This window comes from Rhodococcus daqingensis (assembly GCF_042665615.1).
Classification (GTDB): domain Bacteria; phylum Actinomycetota; class Actinomycetes; order Mycobacteriales; family Mycobacteriaceae; genus Rhodococcus_G; species Rhodococcus_G daqingensis.
This window is the reverse complement of record NZ_JBHTCS010000025.1, coordinates 28,740-50,459: the sequence shown is the minus strand read 5'-3', so window position 1 is coordinate 50,459 and position 21,720 is coordinate 28,740. Positions and strand designations below refer to the sequence as shown.

Annotated in this window: 13 protein-coding genes; all 13 read left to right on the top strand. The window is 69.3% G+C overall.

Features of this window, described 5'->3' with window-relative positions; all coding sequences use genetic code 11:
* The first annotated feature begins 72 nt into the window (after positions 1–72).
* The 13 genes from glf (at position 73) to ACFQS9_RS21355 (ending at position 21,708) form a co-directional block, all read left to right on the top strand.
* Positions 73–1,308, top strand: a complete 1,236-nt coding sequence (glf, locus tag ACFQS9_RS21415; RefSeq protein ID WP_378408406.1) for a UDP-galactopyranose mutase — start codon at positions 73–75, stop codon at positions 1,306–1,308.
* Positions 1,305–3,227 carry a glycosyltransferase gene (locus tag ACFQS9_RS21410; RefSeq protein WP_378408404.1) on the top strand — a complete coding sequence of 641 codons (1,923 nt, stop codon included), beginning with the start codon at positions 1,305–1,307 and terminating at the stop codon, positions 3,225–3,227. The genes glf and ACFQS9_RS21410 overlap by 4 nt, the downstream gene beginning before the upstream one ends.
* Positions 3,228–3,240: 13 nt before the next feature.
* Positions 3,241–3,777 (top strand): phosphatase PAP2 family protein, encoded by a 537-nt coding sequence (locus ACFQS9_RS21405; protein ID WP_378408483.1) that lies wholly within the window; start codon positions 3,241–3,243, stop codon positions 3,775–3,777.
* A complete protein-coding gene (locus ACFQS9_RS21400) occupies positions 3,774–4,679 on the top strand; it encodes a decaprenyl-phosphate phosphoribosyltransferase (RefSeq protein WP_378408403.1) in 906 nt (301 codons plus the stop codon). Before ACFQS9_RS21405 ends, ACFQS9_RS21400 begins: the two co-directional genes overlap by 4 nt.
* Positions 4,657–6,585 (top strand): arabinofuranosyltransferase AftB family protein, encoded by a 1,929-nt coding sequence (locus ACFQS9_RS21395; RefSeq protein WP_378408401.1) that lies wholly within the window; start codon positions 4,657–4,659, stop codon positions 6,583–6,585. Before ACFQS9_RS21400 ends, ACFQS9_RS21395 begins: the two co-directional genes overlap by 23 nt.
* A gap of 283 nt (positions 6,586–6,868) precedes the next feature.
* Entirely contained in the window at positions 6,869–7,867 is a 999-nt protein-coding gene (locus ACFQS9_RS21390) for an alpha/beta hydrolase (protein ID WP_378408399.1), read from the top strand.
* 311 nt (positions 7,868–8,178) lie between these two features.
* Complete coding sequence (locus tag ACFQS9_RS21385) at positions 8,179–10,317, top strand: alpha/beta hydrolase-fold protein (RefSeq protein WP_378408397.1); 2,139 nt, start codon at positions 8,179–8,181, stop codon at positions 10,315–10,317.
* Between the two features lie 147 nt (positions 10,318–10,464).
* Positions 10,465–10,998 carry a DUF732 domain-containing protein gene (locus tag ACFQS9_RS21380; protein ID WP_378408395.1) on the top strand — a complete coding sequence of 178 codons (534 nt, stop codon included), beginning with the start codon at positions 10,465–10,467 and terminating at the stop codon, positions 10,996–10,998.
* Between the two features lie 6 nt (positions 10,999–11,004).
* Positions 11,005–11,985, top strand: a complete 981-nt coding sequence (locus ACFQS9_RS21375; protein WP_378408393.1) for a cutinase family protein — start codon at positions 11,005–11,007, stop codon at positions 11,983–11,985.
* A 100-nt stretch (positions 11,986–12,085) separates the two neighbouring features.
* Positions 12,086–13,078: an LLM class F420-dependent oxidoreductase gene (locus tag ACFQS9_RS21370; protein WP_378408391.1), complete on the top strand. Its 993-nt coding sequence runs from the start codon at positions 12,086–12,088 to the stop codon at positions 13,076–13,078.
* A 177-nt stretch (positions 13,079–13,255) separates the two neighbouring features.
* On the top strand, positions 13,256–15,139 hold the full coding sequence (gene fadD32 / locus ACFQS9_RS21365; protein WP_378408389.1) for a long-chain-fatty-acid--AMP ligase FadD32: 1,884 nt from the start codon (positions 13,256–13,258) through the stop codon (positions 15,137–15,139).
* A 50-nt stretch (positions 15,140–15,189) separates the two neighbouring features.
* Positions 15,190–20,163 (top strand): polyketide synthase Pks13, encoded by a 4,974-nt coding sequence (pks13, locus tag ACFQS9_RS21360; protein ID WP_378408481.1) that lies wholly within the window; start codon positions 15,190–15,192, stop codon positions 20,161–20,163.
* Positions 20,164–21,708 carry an acyl-CoA carboxylase subunit beta gene (locus tag ACFQS9_RS21355; RefSeq protein ID WP_378408387.1) on the top strand — a complete coding sequence of 515 codons (1,545 nt, stop codon included), beginning with the start codon at positions 20,164–20,166 and terminating at the stop codon, positions 21,706–21,708.
* Positions 21,709–21,720 lie beyond the last annotated feature (12 nt).

Below are 21,720 nucleotides of genomic sequence, written 5' to 3'. Positions count from 1 at the left end.
GGCTGTGACGTACCACCCGGCAGCCACGGGTTGCCCGGGACCTCCACGTCAGGTCCGATACCCTGGTTGCCCGTGACCTCTGTAACCCCAGGCCCCGCCACCTCCGGACAGTACGACCTGATCATCGTCGGTTCGGGATTCTTCGGACTGACGATCGCCGAGCGCGCGGCGACCGAGCTGGGCAAGCGGGTCCTCGTGCTGGACCGCCGCCACCACATCGGCGGCAACGCCTACTCGGAGGCCGAGCCGGAGACCGGCATCGAGGTCCACATGTACGGAGCGCACCTGTTCCACACCTCGAACAAGCGGGTCTGGGACTACGTCACCCAGTTCACCGAGTTCACCGGCTACCAGCACCGCGTCTTCGCGATGCACAAGGGGCAGTCCTATCAGTTCCCGATGGGCCTGGGCCTGGTGTCCCAGTTCTTCGGCCGCTACTTCAGCCCCGACGAGGCGCGCAAGCTGATCGCCGAGCAGTCGGCCGAGATCGACAGCAAGGACGCGACCAACCTCGAGGAGAAGGCGATCTCCCTGATCGGGCGGCCGCTGTACGAGGCGTTCGTCCGCGACTACACCGCCAAGCAGTGGCAGACGGACCCGAAGAACCTGCCTGCGGGCAACATCACCCGGCTGCCGGTCCGCTACACCTTCGACAACCGCTACTTCAACGACACCTACGAGGGCCTGCCGGTCGACGGCTACACCGCGTGGCTCGAGAACATGGCCAAGGACGAGAAGATCGAGGTCCGGCTGAACACCGACTGGTTCGACGTGCGGGACGAGCTGCGCGAACAGTCCCCGTCGGCTCCTGTCGTCTATACCGGCCCGCTGGACCGCTACTTCGACTACTCCGAGGGTGAACTGGGCTGGCGCACCCTCGATTTCGAGACCGAGGTGCTGCCGACCGGCGACTTCCAGGGCACCCCGGTGATGAACTACAACGATGCGGACGTGCCGTTCACCCGCATCCACGAGTTCCGGCACTTCCACCCCGAGCGCGAGTACCCGGCGGACAAGACCGTCGTCATGCGCGAGTTCTCCCGCTTCGCGGAGAGCGAGGACGAGCCGTACTACCCGATCAACACCCCCGAGGACCGCGAGAAGCTCGAGGCCTACCGGACGCGGGCCAAGGCGGAGACCGCCCAGAACAAGGTGTTGTTCGGTGGTCGCCTGGGCACCTACCAGTACCTGGACATGCACATGGCGATCGCGAGCGCGCTGAGCATGTTCGACAACACGCTGCGGCCGCACCTGGAGTCCGGCGCGCCGCTGGGCAACGGGAACGACGCCAACGGGAGCGGCGCATGAGCCCCCGCCACCTGATCGAGGCCGACGAGCACGCCGGCGACGAGCTCGAGGTGCTCGGCAAGGCCCTGCTGCAGCGGGTCATCCTGCCCCGGCCGGGCGAGCCCCTCGACGTGCGCACCCTCTACCTGGAGGAGGCGACCACCAACGCCAGGCGCGCGCACGCGACCTCGCGGACGTCGCTGTCGATCGGCGCGGAGTCCGAGGCGTCGTTCTGCACCTACTTCAATGCCTTCCCGGCCAGCTACTGGCGCCGCTGGTCGATCCTGACCTCCGTCGTGCTGCGCCTGGAACTGTCCGGTCACGGCCGGGTCGACGTATACCGCTCGAAGGCCGACTCCTCGCGAATCCACGTGGAGGGCAGGGAATTCCAGGACGGCGACGCCGCACTGGAGTTCGAGGTCGAGCTGGCGCCGTTCGAGGACGGCGGCTGGATCTGGTTCGACATCACCTCCGACACCGAGGTGGTGCTCGAGAGCGCCGGCTGGTACGCCCCGATGGAGGCGCCCGGCGAGGCCAGCGTGGCCGTCGGCATCCCGACCTTCAACCGGCCGACCGACTGCGTGAAGGCGCTGACCGCCCTCGGCTCCGATCCGCTGGTGATGGACGTGGTCAAGGCCGTCATCATCCCGGACCAGGGCACCCGCAAGGTCCGCGACGAGCCGGGCTTCACCGAGGCGGCCGCGATCCTCGGCGACCGGCTCGCGATGCACGACCAGGCGAATCTCGGCGGCTCCGGCGGCTACAGCCGGATCATGTACGAGGCGCTCAAGACGACCGACTGCCAGCAGATCCTGTTCATGGACGACGACATCGAGATCGAGCCGGACTCGATCCTGCGCGCGCTGGCGCTGTCCCGGTTCGCCAAGACCCCGACGCTGATCGGCGGCCAGATGCTGAACCTGCAGGAGCGCAGTCACCTGCACTCGATGGGTGAGGTGGTCAACCGCGGCATCTTCATGTGGTCGGCCGCCCCGAATGTCGAGTACGACCACGACTTCTCCCAGTACCCGCTCAAGGACCGGGAGAACTCGAAGCTGCTGCACCGCCGCATCGACGTCGACTTCAACGGCTGGTGGATGTGCATGATCCCGCGTCAGGTCGCGGAGGAGATCGGCCAGCCGCTGCCGCTGTTCATCAAGTGGGACGACGTCGAATACGGGCTGCGTGCCCGGGAGGCCGGGTACCCGACGGTGACCATGCCGGGCGCGGCCATCTGGCACATGGCCTGGTCCGACAAGGACGACGCCATCGACTGGCAGGCGTACTTCCATCTGCGCAACCGCCTGGTGGTGGCCGCGCTGCACATGCCGGGCAACGGTCGCGGCCTGGTCGTCAACACGGTCAAGGCCACCCTCAAGCACCTGCTCTGCCTCGAGTACTCGACCGTCGCGATCCAGAACAAGGCCATCGCGGACTTCCTGCAGGGGCCGGACCACATCTTCGACCTGCTGCCCACGGCCCTCGGCGACGTCCGGGCGATGCGGGAGGACTTCCCGGACGCCGTCGTGCTGCCGTCGTCCACCTCGCTGCCGATGCCGTCCGGCGCGGAGGTCGGCGCCGTCGGCGAGCCGGCCAACCCGCTCGCGAAGCTCGTCCGCCTCGGGAAGGGCCTGGTGCACAATGTCCGGCCCGCACACGAGGAGCACCACGAACGCCCGCAGCTCAACGTGCCGACCCTCGACGCACGCTGGTTCCTGCTCTCGCAGGTGGACGGCGTCACCGTCACCACCGCGGACGGCCGCGGCGTGGTCTACCGCAAGCGCGACCCGCGCCAGGCCTGGGGCCTGTTGAAGGAGGCCATGCGCCTGCGCCGCGAATTGGCCGCCCGGTTCCCCGAGCTCAAGCGCGTCTATGCCGACGCAGTGCCGTCACTGACCAGCAAGGAGAGGTGGGAGAGTGTCTTTCATTACCCGGCGTAGGCCAGAGGGCGCCCTGCTCGACGGCGCCGCGACCAGTGAGTCCGCCGCCGAGGTGAAGATTCTCAATGCCGTCCAGTCGACCATCGGTGCACAGCCGGGCGTGGTCGCCGCGGCCCGCGGCATGTCCCACTTCGGTGAGCACGCGCTCGGCTGGGTCGCGATCGCGGGCGTCGGCGCCGCACTCGACCGTCCCCGCCGCCGTCAGTGGGCGGGCGTCGCGGTCGGCGCGGTGGGCGCGCACGCCGCATCGATCGTGATCAAGCGGGTGATCCGTCGCCCCCGGCCGAACGACCCCTCCGTGGCCGTCAACGTGTCGACGCCGAGCAAGCTGAGCTTCCCGTCCTCGCACGCCACGTCCACCACAGCCGCCGCGGTGCTACTCGGCCGACTGACCGGGCTACCCTTGCCCGCGGTGCTGGTGCCCCCGATGCTGCTCTCGCGGCTCGTGCTCGGGGTCCACTACCCGACCGATGTGCTTGCCGGATCCGCCCTTGGCGCAGCCTCGGCCGCAGTGGTGCTGCGTGCCGAACGGAAGTTTGGAGAGAAATGAGCGAGCACCCCGCCGAGGTCACCGGCCCGCCGAAGTCGCTGCCCGCCGGGATCGTCAAGGCACTGCGCCCGCGCCAGTGGGTGAAGAACGTCCTGGTGCTGGCCGCTCCGCTCGCCGCCGGCTCGGTGACCGAGGTCGACGTGCTGCTGCCGGTGGCGCTGGCCTTCCTCGTGTTCTGCATGGCCGCGTCCGGCATCTACCTGGTCAACGACGCGATGGACGTCGAGGCCGACCGCGCGCACCCCACCAAGCGGTTCCGCCCGATCGCCGCGGGCGTGCTCCCCATCGGCCTCGCCTACGGGATGGCCGTGGTGCTGCTGGCCGGATCGATCGGCCTGTCCTTCCTCGCGAACTGGCAGCTCGCGGTGGTGATGGCGGTGTACATCGGCATCCAGCTCGCCTACTGCTTCGGGCTCAAGCACCAGGCCGTCCTCGACATCTGCATCGTCTCGTCCGGCTTCCTGCTCCGCGCGATCGCCGGTGGCGTGGCAGCCGAGATCCCGCTGTCGCAGTGGTTCCTGCTGATCATGGCGTTCGGTTCGCTGTTCATGGCGGCGGGCAAGCGCTACGCGGAGCTGCAGCTCGCCGAGCGCACCGGGGCGAAGATCCGGAAGTCGCTCGAGTACTACACCGGCACCTACCTGCGATTCGTCTGGACGCTCTCGGCGACCGCGGTGGTGATCTGCTACGGACTGTGGGCCTTCGAGCGCGATCAGGCGAACGACACGAACTGGTTTGCGATCTCGATGGTCCCGTTCACGATCGCTATCCTGCGATACGCGGTCGATGTCGACGGTGGCGAGGCGGGGGAGCCGGAGGAGATCGCGCTCGGCGACCGGGTGCTCCAATTCCTCGCGATCGCCTGGATTGGAGCGGTGGGTGTCGCTGTCTATCTCGTCTGACAGGCCCCGCGTGGAGGACACCGAGGCGGCCGAGCGGACCGAATCGGCCCTGCGGATGCCCGCATGGCTGCCCCGCTCGGTGTTCCTCGGTGGGATCGCGCTGACCGCCGCCCTCTTCGTGTGGGGTGGCTGGGAGCGCCGCTGGATCGCGGACGACGGGTTGATCGTGCTCCGCACGATCCGCAACCTGATGGCGGGCAACGGCCCGGTGTTCAACGCGGGGGAGCGGGTCGAGGCCAACACCAGCACCGTCTGGACCTACCTGGTGTACGCGTTCAGCTGGCTGACGCAGGCCCGGCTCGAGTACGTGGTGCTCGGCCTCGCCCTGGCGCTGTCCGGCGCCGCGATCGTGCTGGGCATGCTCGGCGCCGGTGCCTTCTGGCGCGGCCTGGGTTCAGGCTCCGCTCCTGCCGCCACACTGATGCTGCCCGCAGGTGCCCTGGCCTACATCGCGGTGCCACCCGCCCGCGACTACGCCACCTCCGGGCTGGAGTCCTGCCTGGTCATCTTCTGGATCGCCCTGCTCTGGCTGCTGCTGGTGCGCTGGTCGCAGCGCCCGCCGACCACGGCCTCGGTGCTGATCCTCGCCTTCGTCGCCGGGCTCGGACCGCTGGTCCGGCCCGAGCTGGTCATCCTCGCCGGCCTCGCGCTGCTGCTGATCTTCCTGGCGCCGGGCACCTGGCGGCTGCGCGCGCTGATCGTCGCGGTCGCGGGCGCGGTCCCGGTCGGCTACCAGATCTGGCGGATGGGCTACTACGGCCTGCCCTACCCCAACACCGCGGTCGCTAAGGACGCAGGCGGCGCCAAGTGGGGTCAGGGCTTCACGTACCTGTGGAACCTGGTGGGGCCGTACTGGCTGTGGCTCCCGCTGCTCGTGCTGGCCGTCGCGGTCCTGGTGACCCGGCCCTGGTCGCGCGGAACCGTCGTCGCTAGTGCGGGCGGCAACGCCCTCGCTCGGTGGCAGTCGCGGCTGCGCACGCCGGGCGCCGTGGTCGCCGTCATCCTGTTCACCGGACTGCTGCTGATGATCTACTCGCTGCGGGTCGGCGGCGATTTCATGCACGGTCGGGTGCTGCTGCCCGTGCTGTTCTGCTTCATGCTGCCCATCGCCGTGCTGCCGGTCCGCATTCCCGACCGCGAGGACTGGGGTCGGACCCGGGGCACCGCACTGTTCGCGGTCGGCGCCGCCGCCTGGGTGATCACGGTGGTCTGGGCGATCTCGGTGTCGAACTCGTCCGGCATGCCGAACGGCACCGTCGTCGGCAAGTCCGGGATCGTCGACGAGCGGAACTTCTACGCGCTCAACACCGGACACCCGCATCCGATCCGGGCCGAGGACTACCTCGACTATCCGCGGATGCGCCCGATGGTCGAGGCGATCGCCAACACCCCGGACGGTGGTCTGCTGCTGCCCGCCGCGTCCTTCACCTACTGGGACGTGGTGCCGCCGCCGCTGCCGATCCCCGACGGCGGCGCCGGGCACACGGTGTACTTCCTCAACCTGGGCATGACGAGCATGAACGTCGGACTCGACGTGAAGGTGATCGACCAGATGGGCCTGGCCTATCCACTGGCCGCGCACACCAAGCGGCTCGACGACGGCCGGATCGGTCACGACAAGGCCCTCTACCCGGACTGGGTGGTCGCCGACACCGGCATGGTCGATCTGCACCCGTGGCTGCCCTGGTACATGGACGAGGAGTGGGTGGCCGACGCCAGGCTCGCCCTCACCTGCCCGGAGACGCAGGAGGTGCTGGCGTCGAGCCGGGGGGAGCTGAATCGCCCACTTTTCATCCGCAATCTCAAGCGCGCCTTCGCCTACGCCGAGTACCGTTTCGACCGGGTCCCGGCGTACGAGATCCAGCGGTGCAACCTGGCACCGCCGACGCCGGAGAAACCCAGGTGAGCGGGCGTCTACGGGTCCCCGCTCATCTTGTTGTGCGAACTTATCTCGGTTGTGTAACGATGGCTTCCGAGATGTCGATACAGATGTCGTGTGCGCCTCGGGGACCTGAGCCGGGGCACCGTTTGTCAGTGCTCGCCGTGTGACATACGCTCCACCGAGCGCAGTGGTGATCTTGATCAGTTCCACTGTCGCTTCCACGTGTGTGGGGGCGACAGAGCATGGCTTCCGCCGGATCGTCGGGCCGCTTCGGCGGGCACCGCAGAGAAGAAAGTGAGCAATATTCATGCGTATAGGCAGACCGAGGTTTTCTGAGCGCCTCAAGCAGCGCGCCCTCGGCCTCACGGCCGCCGCGCTCGTCCTGCCGATAGCCGCAGGTATTGCGGGCACCGCCGTCGCAGGCGCTGCCCCGGTCGCGCACCGCGCGCCCTCTGGCGGATTCGAAGAGGTCTTCGTGCCCTCGGCGATGGGCCCGATCAAGGTCCAGATCCAGTGGGCCAGGAACGGTGGCAACGCCGCCCTGTACCTGCTCGACGGCCTGCGTGCGCGCAACGACCGCAACGCCTGGACCTTCGAGACCAACGCGCTGCAGCAGTTCGGCAACGACAACGTCACCTTGGTGATGCCGGTCGGCGGCGAGTCCAGCTTCTACACCGACTGGATGGCGCCCTCGAACTTCAACGGGCAGAAGACCGCCTACAAGTGGGAGACCTTCCTCACCAAGGATCTGCCGAACTACCTCGAGACCCGTGGCGTCTCGCGGAGCAACAACGGCGTGCTCGGCCTGTCGATGGGTGGCTCGGCCGCCCTCACCCTGGCCGCACACCACCGCGACCAGTTCAAGTTCGCCGGCTCGCTGTCGGGCTACCTGAACATCTCGGCGCCCGGCATGCGTGAGGCCATCCGCGTCGCGATGCTCGATGCCGGCCGCTTCAACGTGGACTCCATGTGGGGCCCGCCGTGGAACAAGCAGTGGCTGCGCAACGACCCGTTCGTGTTCGCCCCGCAGCTCAAGGGCCTGTCGATGTACGTCTCCGCGGCCAGCGGTCTGCCCGGTGGGCACGACAACCCGCGCGCGCCGATCGACTTCTACAACACCGCGAACGGCATGGCGCTCGAGGCTCTCTCGCTCGCGAACACCCGCGCGTTCCAGGTCCGCCTGGGCACCCTCGGTATCCCGGCGACCTACAGCTTCCCGGACCGTGGCACCCACTCCTGGAAGTACTGGCAGGACGAGCTCTGGAAGGCGCGTCCGCAGATCCTGAACGCGCTCAACGCCTGGTGATCGGTTTCCAGGTCACGTTGTGAACGGATGATGCCGCCCCACGCGCCGACTCAGGCAGCGCGGGGCGGCATTGCCGTATCCGGTCCGGATCAGTGCCGTGACCATGGGGTCCTTACCCCGCAGAAGTAACAATTGCACCACCCGTCACAGCGCGTCACCCCCTGGCGCGGGCTCGCTGCGTGTAGAAAGAGCACGAGTGTAGGCGTCGGTCGAACGACACCCACACGGGCCGGGGGGAACGGCCGAGGTCCGGATGTCCGGGTCGAGGCCACAGCACTGGGGCCACAAAGCAGAAGGAGTGTCACGGTCAGATGCGAACAGCACTGAGGAATCCGGGAACGCGTCCCGGGGGGAAGGCGTCCGCACCAGGCGCTCGCGGCAGGGTGCTGCGACTGCTCGCGGCGGCACTCGTGCTTCCGACCGCGGCGGGCCTGACCACCGCGACGGCGACCGCCTTCGCGGCTCCCGAGGCCTCCGAGACCACGACCACCACCACGACCACCACGGCGCCGACGACGACCCCGACGTCGAAGGCGAAGGCGCCTGCCGCCGAGACGCTGGAGCCGGTCACCACCACGACCGATGCCGTCGCCACGACCACCGAGGCTCCCGCGCGGACCACCGTGGAGCAGACCACGACGGTCGCGCCGACCACCACGCCCGAGGCCGCGCCCGCCCCGGCCGCCCGGGCAGCGAACGCCGCGCCGTCGGTCGCCCGCGCCGCCGCGCCGGTGCTCTCGCTCCCCGGTGTCTCCAAGGTCGAGTGGATCACCGACCGGCGCGTGGCCCTGTGGGTCGACTCCGCCGCGATGGGCGCCCCGTTCCAGGTGCAGGTACTGCTGGCCAGGGACTGGAACTCGCGGCCCGACGCGACGTTCCCCGCGCTGTACATGCTCGACGGACTGCGCGCGCGCGACGACGAGAGCGGCTGGACGATCGAAACCGACGCCGCGAACTTCTACGCCGACAAGAACGTCAACGTGATCCTGCCGGTCGGCGGCGAGTCGAGCTTCTACGCCGACTGGCTCGCGCCGGACAACGGCAAGAACTACCAGCTGGAGACCTTCCTGACCAAGGAGCTCCCGCCGGTGCTCGAGAACGGGCTGCGGACCACCACCACGCGCGGCATCATCGGCCTGTCGATGGGTGGCACCTCGGCGATGTTCCTCACCCAGCGCAACCCCGGCTTCTTCAAGTTCGCCGGGTCGTTCTCCGGCTACCTGACCACGACCTCGCTGGGTATGCCGCAGGCGCTGCAGTACGCGATGACCGACGCGGGCGGCTACAACGTCTCGAAGTTGTGGGGCCCGCCGGGGAATCCGGCGTGGGCCGCGCACGACCCGTACACCAACGCCGAAAAGCTCAGGGGCGTCAGTCTCTACATCTCCAGCGGCAGCGGTATGACCGGTCCGTACGATCAGCCGTCCGGCATCCCCGGCGTCTCCACCAACTACGCGGGCATGGGTCTGGAGATCCTGTCCCGGCTCACCTCGCAGAGCTTCGCGACCAAGCTGAACAAGCTGGGCATCCCCGCGCAGGTCAACTACCGGCCGTCCGGCACGCACTCCTGGCCGTACTGGCAGTTCGAGATGCACCAGGCCTGGCCGCAGGTGGCCAACGCCCTCGGCGTCGACGCCAGCGCGCCCAGCTGCAGCCCCGGCGGCGCCATCGCCGCGGTCGCGAACGCGAACCCGTGGCTCAGCGGCTGTGTCACCGGCGAGTACGACGTCGCGGGTGGCAAGGCGCAGGACTTCCGCAACGGCCGGATCTTCTGGTCGCCCGGCACGGGTGCGCACGTGCTGACCGGCATGATCGGCGGCTCGTACCAGGCCAACGGTGGTCCCGCGGGGCCGCTCGGGCTGCCCACCACCGACGAGAACGGCACCCCGGACGGGCGCGGACGCTACAACCACTTCGAGCGCGGCTCCATCTACTGGACCCCGCAGACCGGCGCGCACGCGGTCCGCGGCGCGATCCGCGACGAGTGGTCCCGTCAGGGTTGGGAGCGCGGCCCGCTGGGCTACCCGGTCCTCGACGAGGTGAAGACGCCCGGCAAGGAAGGCGTGGTCCAGGGCTTCGAGGTCGGTGCGATGTATCACAGCCCGCCGAACGGAACCCACGCCGTCCAGGGCCTGATCATGAAGAAGTACGGCGAACTGGGCTGGGAGGGCGGCTGGCTCGGCTTCCCGAGGACCAGCGAGATCCCGGTCAAGGACAACGGCCGCTTCAACGAGTTCGAGAACGGCAACATCTACTGGAGCCCCGCCAGCGGGGCCTGGTCGGTGCGCAACGGCAAGATCTTCGACGCGTGGAAGAGCCAGAACTACGAGAACGGCAGGCTCGGTTTCCCGGTCGGTGACCAACGCGACATCGCGGGCGGGATCCAGCAGGACTTCCAGGGCGGAAACATCACGGTCCGCAACGGCAACGCCGAAATCCACAACCGTTAGCTCCCTTCGCACGCGGGCCGGTGGCCGGGTGATCCCGGCGACCGGCCCGTTCGCGTCGGTAGCCTGTTCATCGACACCCGGCGTGGCCCCCAGCACGCCGCCCGCGGGTGGGCCGCACCCAGATCACGAATCCGAGGACTGAACTCCATGCTTGTTTCCACTCGTAACTCCCTGGCCCGGGCGCTCACGGTCGGCGCGCTCGTGGCGGTCACCGGCGGCATCCTCGCCGGGTGTGGCAGCGACGACTCCACGGCCAGCAGCACGCCCACCCTCACCACCGGATCGAAGTCCGCGCCGGCGCCCGAGACCTCGATCGAGGTGCCGCCGTACACCACCCCGGCCGTCGCGGCGACCGCACCGCCGGAGACCCCTGAAGCGGTCCCGAGCGGCTTCCCCGGCCCGACGGAGGCCCCCGAGCTCGACGACCGCGGAAAGGCCTACCTGGACGCGCTGAAGAAGGGCGGCATCGCGGTCGCCGACAACGGCGACATCGCCATCTCGACCGCGAACTACATCTGCGGTGCGAAGGTCAGCGGCGCGAACCAGGAGGAGGTCACCGCGTATGTGACCGGCATGGCCGGAGCGGAGGCCAGCATCACCGGCGCGACGATGACCCCGGAGCAGGCAGGCGAGGCCGCCAAGGTGTACATCGACGCCGCCCACACCCACTACTGCAAGTAGTCACGCGTGAATGCCGCCGGACGCAAGGGCCGCAAGTCGTTCGGGCGCAGGGTGCTGCGCCTGCTGATCGTGCTCATCGTGGTGCTGCTCCTCGCGCTCGTCGCGTTGGTGGCCTGGTACCTGTTGGCCGGGCGGGTGCCCCCGCCGCCGCCCCCCGCCCCGGAACCGGAGCGGCCCAGCGCCCAGCCGGCGAGCTGCCCGGACGTCCAGGTGGTCGCGATCCCGGGTACCTGGGAATCGAGTGCGGTCGACGACCCGTTCAACCCGTTCGCCAACCCGGCGTCCTTGATGCTCAACATCACCCGGCCGCTGCAGGCGCAGTTCGACGGGCAGCGCGCGCAGGTGTACACCGTCCCGTACGTGGCGCAGTTCTCGAATCCGGTGGCGCTGCCGCCGGACGGTCAGATGTCGTACAACAAGAGCCGCGGTGAGGGCACCGCCCGCGCCAGCGAGGCCATGGCGGCCATGCACGCGGACTGCCCGCTGACGACCTTCGTGCTGGCCGGCTTCTCGCAGGGCGCGGTGATCGCCGGCGACCTCGCCTCGTCGATCGGCGCGGGCACCGGGCCGGTGCCCGCGGACCTGGTGCTGGGCGTCGGGTTGATCGCGGACGGCAGGCGCGAACCCGGCGCGGCCCAGTCCGTCGGTGCCACGGTCGCCGGTGTCGGCGCGGAACTCTCGCTGGCCGGGCTGAAGGTGCCGGGCATGACGATGACCGGCGCCAGGCCGGGCGGATTCGGGTCGCTCGGCGATCGGGTGGTCGACATCTGCGCGCCGTCGGACGGCATCTGCGATGCGCCGCCGAACGCGTTCAATCCGGTGAACTTCCTCGCCAGCCTCGCCCGGATCGGGGAGTACATCAACAACCCGGTGCATGCGATGTACAACTCGTTCGTAGTGGATCAAAACGGCACCACGGCCACTCAGTGGATGACAAACTGGGCCGCCGACAAGGTGAGGTCCGCACCGACCCCCGCTCACGAATAGTGAGGAGCGGTGCGTTCCCGATAGAGTGGCCCACCGGCCACGTTGCCGTACCGCGCCGCCCAGTTCCCCCGTTGTGCCCAGGTTTCAGGAGAAGTGATCGATGAGTTCCGCCGACGCACCCGCGCCGCGCAAGTTCCGGTTCGCCGCCGGCGGAGAGGGGAACGCCGAAGAGGGCGGCGCCCGCCGGTTCGTCAAGTTGGCCCAGAAGGCCGAGGAGCTCGGTTACGACAGCTTCATGATCCCCGACCACCTCGGTAACCAGGTCGGACCGATCGCCGCGCTGGGCGCGCTCGCGGTGGCGACGGACAAGATCCGGATCGGGACCGCGGTGCTGGCCAATGGATTCCGGCATCCGGCCGTGCTGGCCAAGGACGCGGCGACGATCGACGTGCTCTCCGGTGGACGGCTCGAGCTCGGCATCGGCGCGGGCTGGATGAAGGAAGAGTTCGACAAGGGCGGCATCACCTACGACAGCCCGGGTGTGCGCATCGCGAAGCTCGCGGAGACCCTGGAGATCCTGGACACGCTGCTGCGCGGCCAGGAGTGCAACTTCCAGGGCGAGTATTACCAGATCAACGGCCTCAAGGGCAGCCCGCGCCCCCGGCAGGGTCCGCGCCCGCCCATCGTGGTCGGCGGCGGCGGCCCGAAGATGCTGGCCCTCGCGGCGAAGTACGCGGACATCATCTCCCTGGCACCGCCCAGCAACAAGGACGGCAAGATGCTGCTGTCCGGCATCACGATGGAGGCGACGGCCGCCCGGGTCGAGCGCATCCGCGAGGCCGCGGGGGACCGGTTCGACGACATCGAGCTGAACTGGACGATCACGACGATCATGCCGACCGATGACCGGGAGGCGATGGCCGAGATGGCGCTGGCGGCCCTGGACAACGGGTACCCGCCGAACATCGAGGTCGATGTCAAGCTCACGGTGGAGCAGATCCTGAACTCCCCGTACCTCGCATTCGGCTCCTACGAGGAGATCGCGGACCAGATCCGCAGCGTGCGGGAGAAGACATCGATGTCCTACGTGGGGATCTTCCCCACACAGATGGAGGCGTTCGCTCCGGTGATCCCCCTGCTCAAGGGTGAATGAGATCGGCGCTGTCTGTAACATGCTGTTGGTTTGGGACGTAGCGTCCGTCGTTACCGATCTGAGACCTGCACGCATTGCCACCACTAGTCACTATTTGCACGATCCCACGCGGCCGCAGGGGATGAAGCTCACCGGTGTTCGTCTCGCTCACCGGGAGCTTGCCTTGGAGGAGAAGGTATGAAGAACTTCGATGACTACGTCGACGAAGCCGGCAACATCAGGTTGATGCCCGGCAGCACCCTCGTCGACCACGTCGAACAGCACACCCGTGAGAACGCGGACGAGCTGGCATACCGCTATATCGACTACTCGCGCGAGCGGGACGGTGAGGTGCACGAGCTCACCTGGACCCAGTTCGGTAACCGGCTGCGGGCGGTCGCCGCACGCCTCCAGCAGGTGACCGAGCCCGGCCAGCGGGTCGCGATCCTGGCGCCCCAGGGCCTGGACTACGTCATCTCCTTCTTCGCCGCGATGCACGCGGGCACCATCGCGGTCCCGCTGTTCGACCCGGACGAGCCCGGCCACGGCGACCGCCTGCACGCGGTCCTCGGTGACTGCAAGCCGTCGGCGATCCTCACCGCCTCCACCTCGGCGGCGGGCGTGCGTCAGCTCTTCCGCGCGCTGCCCGCGGCGGAGCGCCCCCGCATCATCGCCGTGGACGCGATCCCCGACACCGTCGGCGAGTCCTGGGTGTACCCCGAGATCGGCCTCGACGACATCGCGTACCTGCAGTACACCTCCGGTTCGACCCGGGTGCCCGCCGGCGTGGAGATCACCCACCGGGCGGTCGGCACCAACGCGCTGCAGATGGTGGACGCGATCGAGCTGACCACCGACTCGCGAGGCGTCACCTGGCTGCCGCTGTTCCACGACATGGGCCTGCTCACGGTGATCCTGCCCGCGCTCGGCGGCAAGTACATCACCATCATGTCGCCGCGCGCGTTCGTCCAGCGCCCGTACCGCTGGATCAAGGAGCTCGCCGCGATCACCGACGGCGCGGGCACCTTCGCCGCGGCGCCGAACTTCGCCTTCGAACACGCGGCGGCCCGCGGACTGCCGAAGGACGGCGAGACCCTCGACCTGAGCAATGTCATCGGTCTGATCAACGGCAGCGAGCCCGTCACCACGTCGTCGATGCGCAAGTTCAACGACGCGTTCGGGCCGTACGGCCTGCCGAAGACCGCGATCAAGCCGTCGTACGGCATGGCCGAGGCGACCCTGTTCGTCTCGTCGACCAAGCACAGCGACGAGGCCAAGATCATCTACGTCGACCGCGCCCAGCTCAACGAGGGCCGCATGGTCAAGGTGGACAAGGATGCCGAGGGCGCCATCCCGCAGGTCTCCTGCGGCTACGTCTCGCGCAGCCAGTGGGCCGTGATCGTGGACGCCGACACCGGCGCCGAGGTCGAGGACGAGTACGTCGGCGAGATCTGGCTGCACGGCAACAACATGGGCCAGGGCTATTGGGGTCGCCCCGAGGAGACCGAGCAGACCTTCCACAACCGGTTGTCCTCCACGATCGCCTCGGGCAGCCACGCGGAGGGTGCGCCCGAGGACTCGAACTGGATGCGCACCGGCGACTACGGCGTGTACGTGGACGGGGAGCTGTACATCACCGGCCGCGTCAAGGACCTGGTGATCGTCGACGGCCGCAACCACTACCCGCAGGATCTCGAGGCGACCGCGCAGGAGGCGAGCGCCGCGCTGCGCCCGGGCTTCGTCGCGGCCTTCGCGGTGCCCGCGAACCAGCTGCCGAAGGAGGTGTTCGAGGCCGGCTCCGGCCTGACCTTCGACGCCGACGACGCCTCCGAGCAGCTCGTGCTGGTGGGCGAGCGGGCACCGGGCGCGGGCAAGGCCGATCCGGGCCCGATCGCGGATGCGGTGCGGGCGGCGATCTCCACCCGCCACGGCGTCACCGCTCGTGATGTGCTGCTGGTGCCCGCCGGATCCATCCCGCGTACCTCCAGCGGCAAGATCGCCCGGCGCGCCTGCAAGGCCGCATACATCGAGGGGACGCTCCGTGGTGGTTACACGCAGACCGCGTTCCCCGATAGCGTGTAAAACAACCTCTTCTTGACGGGTAGCGTGGTGTGTTGATGGCTGAGACAGAGATGACGGTCGCGCAGCTGCGCGAATGGCTGCGCAACTGGGTTGCCGAGGCGACCGGGCAACCGGTCGACCAGATTTCGGATGACCGTCCGATGGAGGAATTCGGGCTCGCGTCCCGGGACGCCGTCGCTCTGAGCGGGGAGATCGAGGAACTCGTCGGCATCACGCTGAACGCCACGGTCGTCTATCAGCACCCCACGATCGCCTCGTTGGCGACTCTGATCATCGAGGGCGAGCCGGAGGTCCCCGACGAGCCCGAGGACGCGGCGTACTACACGATCAAGGACACGTCGCAGTCGCACGACATCGCGATCGTCGGCATGGCGACCCGGTTCCCCGGCACCGGTCACACCCCCGACGAGATGTGGCGGCTGCTGATCGAGGGCCGCGACGCCGTCACGGACCTGCCGGAAGGTCGCTGGTCGGAGTTCGCCGCGGACCCGACGGTGGCGGCGGCCATCGAGAAGGCCAACACCAAGGGCGGGTACCTCGACGACGTCAAGGGCTTCGACGCCGAGTTCTTCGCGATGTCGCCGCTCGAGGTCCGCAATGTCGACCCGCAGCAGCGGTTGGCGATGGAGCTCACCTGGGAGGCGCTCGAGCACGCCCGCATCCCGGCCAGCGAGCTCAAGGGCGAGCAGGTCGGTGTGTTCATCGGCAGCTCCGCCAACGACTACCAGCTGCTCGCGGTCAGCGACCCGGTGCACGCGCACCCGTACGCCCTGACCGGCACCTCGACCGCGATCGTCGCGAACCGGGTGTCCTACTTCTTCGACTTCCGCGGCCCGTCCGTCGCGATGGACACCGCGTGCTCCTCCTCGTTGGTGGCCGTGCACCAGGCCGTCCGGTCGTTGCGCACCGGTGAGTCCGACCTCGCGCTCGCGGGCGGTGTCAACATGCTCGTCGCGCCGCCCGCCACGCTCGGCTTCGACGAGACCGGCATCCTCACCGAGGACGGCAAGATCAAGGCCTTCTCCTCCGACGCGAGCGGCATCGTCCGCGCCGAGGGCGGCGGACTGGTCGTGCTCAAGCGTCTCGAGGACGCCGAGCGCGACGGCGACGACATCCTCGCGGTGATCGCCGGCTCGGCCGTCAACCAGGACGGCCGTTCCAACGGCATGCTCGCCCCGAATCCGGACGCACAGGCCGACGTCCTGCGCAGCGCGTACCGGGACGCGGGCATCGCCCCGTCCGGCGTCGACTACATCGAGGCGCACGGCACCGGCACCATCCTGGGCGACCCGATCGAGGCGGACGCGCTCGGTCGCGTCGTCGGCCGGGGCCGCTCGGCGGACCAGCCGGCGCTGCTCGGCTCCGCAAAGACCAACTTCGGTCACCTGGAGGCGGCCGCGGGCGCAGCCGGCCTGATCAAGGTCGTGCTCGCGATGCGGGAGGACAAGCTCCCCCCGTCGCTGAACTACGCGGGCCCGAACCCGTACATCGACTTCGACAAGACTCACTTGCAGGTGATCCCCGAGGCCACCGACTGGCCGCGGTACACCGGCCACGCCGTCGCGGGCGTCTCCGGCTTCGGCTTCGGCGGCACCAACGCGCACGTCGTGGTCCGCGAGTACGAGCGTCCCGCGGCGCCCGCCGTCGAGGCGGACCTGGACGTCGAGACGGAGGCCGCGGGCGTGCTCGCCGACGCCGCCGAGTCGATGGGCGTCGAACCCGCCGCCGCGCCGGCCGAGACCGACGCAGAGCCGGCGCCGGTGCTGCTGGCGGTCTCCGCCTCGATGCCCTCGCGCCGCCGCCGCGCCGCCGCCGACCTGGCCGACTGGCTGGAGACCGAGGCGGGCAGCACCACCCCGCTCGAGGACGTCGGCCGCACGCTGGCCCGCCGCAACCACGGCCGCTCGCGCGCGGTGGTGCTCGCCCGCACCCGCGCCGAGGCCATCACCGGCCTGCGCGCGGTCGCCGCGGGCAAGCCCGGCCAGGGCGTGCTGTCCGCGGACGCCCCCGCGTCCAACGGGCCGGTCTGGGTGTTCTCGGGCTTCGGCTCGCAGCACCGCAAGATGGCCAAGCAGCTCTACCTGAACAACGCCGTCTTCCGTAAGGCGGTCGACGAGGTCGACGAGCTGATCGAGTACGAGGCCGGCTACAAGATGGCCGAGAAGTTCCTCGACGACGCGGTCGACTACGACGTCGAGACCGCGCAGGTCGGCATCTTCACCATCCAGATCGGCCTGGCCGCGGTGCTCCGTCATCACGGCGCCGACCTGGAGGCCGCCGTCGGGCACTCGATGGGCGAGGCGGCCGCCGCGTACGTGACCGGCGGGCTCTCGCTCGAGGACGCGGTCCGGGTCATCACCGCCCGTTCGCGGCTGATGGGCGAGGCCGAGTCGACGCTCGAGGGCGATGACATCCGGCTGATGGCGCTCGTCGAGTACAGCGCCGCCGAGATCGAGGGCGTGCTCGGGGACTTCCCGAACCTGGAGGTCTGCGTGTACGCCGCGCCGACCCACACCGTCATCGGTGGCCCGCAGCCCGAGGTGGAGGCCATCGTGGCCCGCGCCGAGGCCGAGGAGAAGCTCGGCCGGGTGCTGCAGACCAAGGGCGCCAGCCACACCTCGCAGGTGGACCCGCTGCTCGGGGAGCTGGCGGCCGAGCTGGCCGGCATCGAGCCGCACAAGCTGAAGGCCGGGCTGTACTCCTCGGTCGACAAGGAGACCTTCTACCGCGCCGGGCACGACCCGATCCACCAGGTCGAGTACTGGACCAAGGGCCTGCGGCACAGCGTGTACTTCACCAACGCGGTGCGCCTCGCCGTCGACGCCGGGCACACCACGTTCGTCGAGCTGGCCCCGAACCCGGCGACGCTGATGTCGGTCGCGGCGACCGCGTTCGACGCGGGACTGCACGACGCGCAGCTGATCCCGACCCTCAAGCGCAAGGAGGACGAGGAGCTCGGAGTGCTCAGCGCCCTCGCCCAGCTCTACGTCCACGGACACGCGGTGAACCTGCCGTCGCTGTTCTCCGGCGGTGGCTACGCGGACCTGCCGCGGACCGCGTTCCTCCGCAAGGACCACTGGCTCGACATCCGCATCTCCTCGAGCGGCAACGCCCGGGTGCCGGGGGCGCACGTCTCCCTGCCCGACGGCAGGCACGTGTGGGAGGTCGAGGCCGCCGCGGTCTCCGATCTGAACGCGCTGGCGACCGGCGCCGCCGCGCAGGTGCTCTCGGACGTGGTGTTGACCGCGGCCGTCGCGCACGGCGAGGTCCCGGCCGCGGGCACGCTGACCACGATGCTGAACCCGCACCCGGGCGGCGCCTCGCTGCAGGTGCACACCAAGAACCGGGACGGCTTCACGCTGCTGCTCGACGCGGTGGTGACCGCGGGCGAACCGCTGCCCGAGCTGGTCGTGGCCGCGCCGGTGGAGCGGTCCAGCTCGCCGATGGAGGAGCTGCCCGAGGTCGTCGAGTCCTTCGGCGACCGGTGGGAGCCGGCCGGCTCGCAGTCGATGGAGGACCGGCTGTCGCTGATCGTCGCCGAGTCCATGGGCTATGCGCCCGAGGACCTGCCCGCCGAGATCCCGCTCATCGAGCTGGGACTGGACTCGCTGATGGCGGTGCGGATCAAGAACCGCGTCGAGTACGAGTTCGACATCCCGCAGCTCCAGCTGCAGGCGGTCCGCGACGCGAGCCTGCGTGAGGTGGAGAAGTACCTGCGCTACGCCCTCGACAACCGCGAAGAGGTCGAGGCGCTGGCCGAGAAGCAGCGCGTGGAGAAGGAGACCGCCGAGGCCGCGGCCGCGGAGGAGGTGGCGCTCGACGACGAGGACACCACCCCCGTTTCGGAGGCCGAGGCCATCGCCGCCGCCGCCGCGGAGCCTGCGGTCCCGGAGCCCGCCGCCGCACCGGTCGACGCCCAGCAGGCGACGGCGGAGGCGACCGGAACGGACGTGCCCCCGCGCGATGCCGCCGAGCGGCTGACGTTCGCGACCTGGGCGGTGATCACCGGGCAGTCCGCGAAGGGCATCTTCAACACCCTGCCGGTGCTCGACGACGAGACCGCGGAGAAGCTCGCGGCCCGGTTGACCGAGCGCGCGGGCGGTGAGGTGAGCTTCGACGACATCCTCGACTCGGAGACCATCGAGCAGCTCGCCGAGAAGGTGCGCGAGCACCTCGAGGACGGCGTCCGCATCGACGGGCTGGTCCGCACGCTGCGTGCTCGCCCCGAGGGGTCCACCGCGGTGCCGGTGTTCGTGTTCCACCCGGCGGGTGGCTCGACGGTGGCCTACGAGCCGCTGCTCAAGCGGCTGCCCGAGGGGACGCCGATGTACGGGCTCGAACGCACCGAGGGCCCGATCGAGGAACGCGCCAAGGCGTACCTCCCGCTGGTCCGTGAGATCCAGGGCGACGGTCCGTACGTGCTCTACGGCTGGTCCCTCGGCGGCGTGCTGGCGTACGCGGTGGCGAAGCTGCTGCGCGAGGAGGGTGCGGATGTCCGGATCGTCGGACTGATCGACACCGTCATGGCGGGCGAGAAGGTCGAGGACACCCCGGAGGAGATCCGCAAGCGCTGGCAGCGGTACGCGGCGTTCGCGAAGAAGACGTACAACGTCGACGCCCCGCTGCCGTACGACAAGCTGGCCGCGACCGATGACGAGGGCCAGATCAAGATCCTGATGGACCTGCTGAAGATGAGCGGGACCAAGATCCCCGGTGGCATCATCGAGCACCAGCGCACCTCGTGGCTGGACAACCGGGCCATCCAGACCGCGCAGCTCGAGACGTATGCGGGCGACGTGGTGTTGTACCTGGCCGACCGGTACCACGACGACGTGATGAACCTCGAGCCCGCGTTCAAGACCCGCAAGCCCGACGGGGGTTGGGGCGAGGCCGTGAAGAACCTGGAGATCGTGCACGTCGGCGGCGATCACATCCAGATCGTGGACGAGCCGTACATTGCCAAGGTGGGCGCCGACCTGACCAAGAAGCTGGCCGATATCGAGGCCGAGAAGCGGAGCAACTGAGTGAGCACGACTACGGCCGAGAAGCTGGCGGACCTTCGCGAGAAGCTCGAGCTGTCGAAGGCCCCGGGTAACCCGAAGGCCATCGCGAGGCGCAAGGAGAAGGGCCTGCCGACTCCGCGCGAGCGGATCGACATGCTGCTCGATCCGGGCAGCTTCGTCGAGGTCGGCCAGCTCGCCCGGATGGCGGGCGATCCCGCCAACCCGTACGGCGACGGCGTCGTCACCGGGCACGGCACGGTCGAGGGCCGTCCGGTCGCGGTGTTCGCGCACGACCAGACCGTCTTCGGTGGCGCGGCAGGCGAGATCTTCGGCCGCAAGGTCTCCGCGATCCTCGACTTCGCGATCAAGATCGGCTGCCCCGTCATCGGGATCAACGAGTCCGCCGGCGCCCGCGTTCAGGACGCCGTCGCGTCGGTGGCCTGGTACGCGGAGATGGGTCGGCGGCACGAGCCGCTGTCCGGACTGTGCCCGCAGATCTCGATCATCCTCGGCAAGTGCGCCGGTGGCGCCGTCTACGCGCCGATCAACACCGACGTCGTGATCGCGACCGAAGAGTCGTACATGTTCGTCACCGGTCCGGACGTCATCAAGTCCGTCACCGGCGAGGATGTCAGCCTCGAGGACCTGGGCGGCGCCCGCAAGCAGGCCGAGTACGGCAACGTGCACCACGTCGCGGCCGACGAGAAGGCCGCGTTCGAGTGGGCCCGCAAGTACCTGAGCTACATGCCGTCCAGTTGCACCGAGCAGCCCCCGATCGTCAACCCCGGCCTCGAGCCGGAGATCACCGAGGACGACCTCTCGCTCGACACGTTCATGCCGGACGCCGACAACGCCGGCTACGACATGCACGACGTGCTGCTCAAGATCTTCGACGACGGCGACTTCCACGAGGTCCGCAGCCAGACCGCGCAGAACATCATCACCGGTTTCGCCCGGGTGGACGGCCGTCCGGTGGGCGTGGTCGCGAACCAGCCGATGTACCTCTCCGGCGCGCTCGACGCGGCCGCCTCCGACAAGGCCGCACACTTCGTGCAGGTCTGCGACGCGTACAACATCCCGTTGGTATTGGTCGTGGACACCCCGGGCTTCCTGCCGGGCGTCGAACAGGAGAAGGTCGGCGTCATCAAGCGCGGCGGCCGGTTCCTGTTCTCCTACGTCTCGGCGACCGTGCCGAAGGTGACCGTCGTGGTTCGCAAGTCCTACGGCGGCGGGTACGCGGTGATGGGTTCCAAGCAGCTGGGCGCGGACGTGAACTTCGCCTGGCCGACCGCCCGGATCGCCGTGATGGGCGCGGAGAGCGCGGTCGCGGTGATCGGTCGCCGGCAGATCGAGGCGGCAGGCGAGAACGCCCCCGCCGTGCGCCGGGAGCTGATCAACTACTACAACGAGCACGTCGCGACCCCGTACATCGCGGCGGAGCGTGGCTACATCGACGCGGTGATCGAGCCGGCGACCACCCGCCTCGAGATCCGCAAGGCGCTGACTCTGCTGCGCGACAAGGAGCTCCCCAAGAACCCGCGCAAGCACTCCCTGATCCCGTTCTAGCGGATCTTGTTC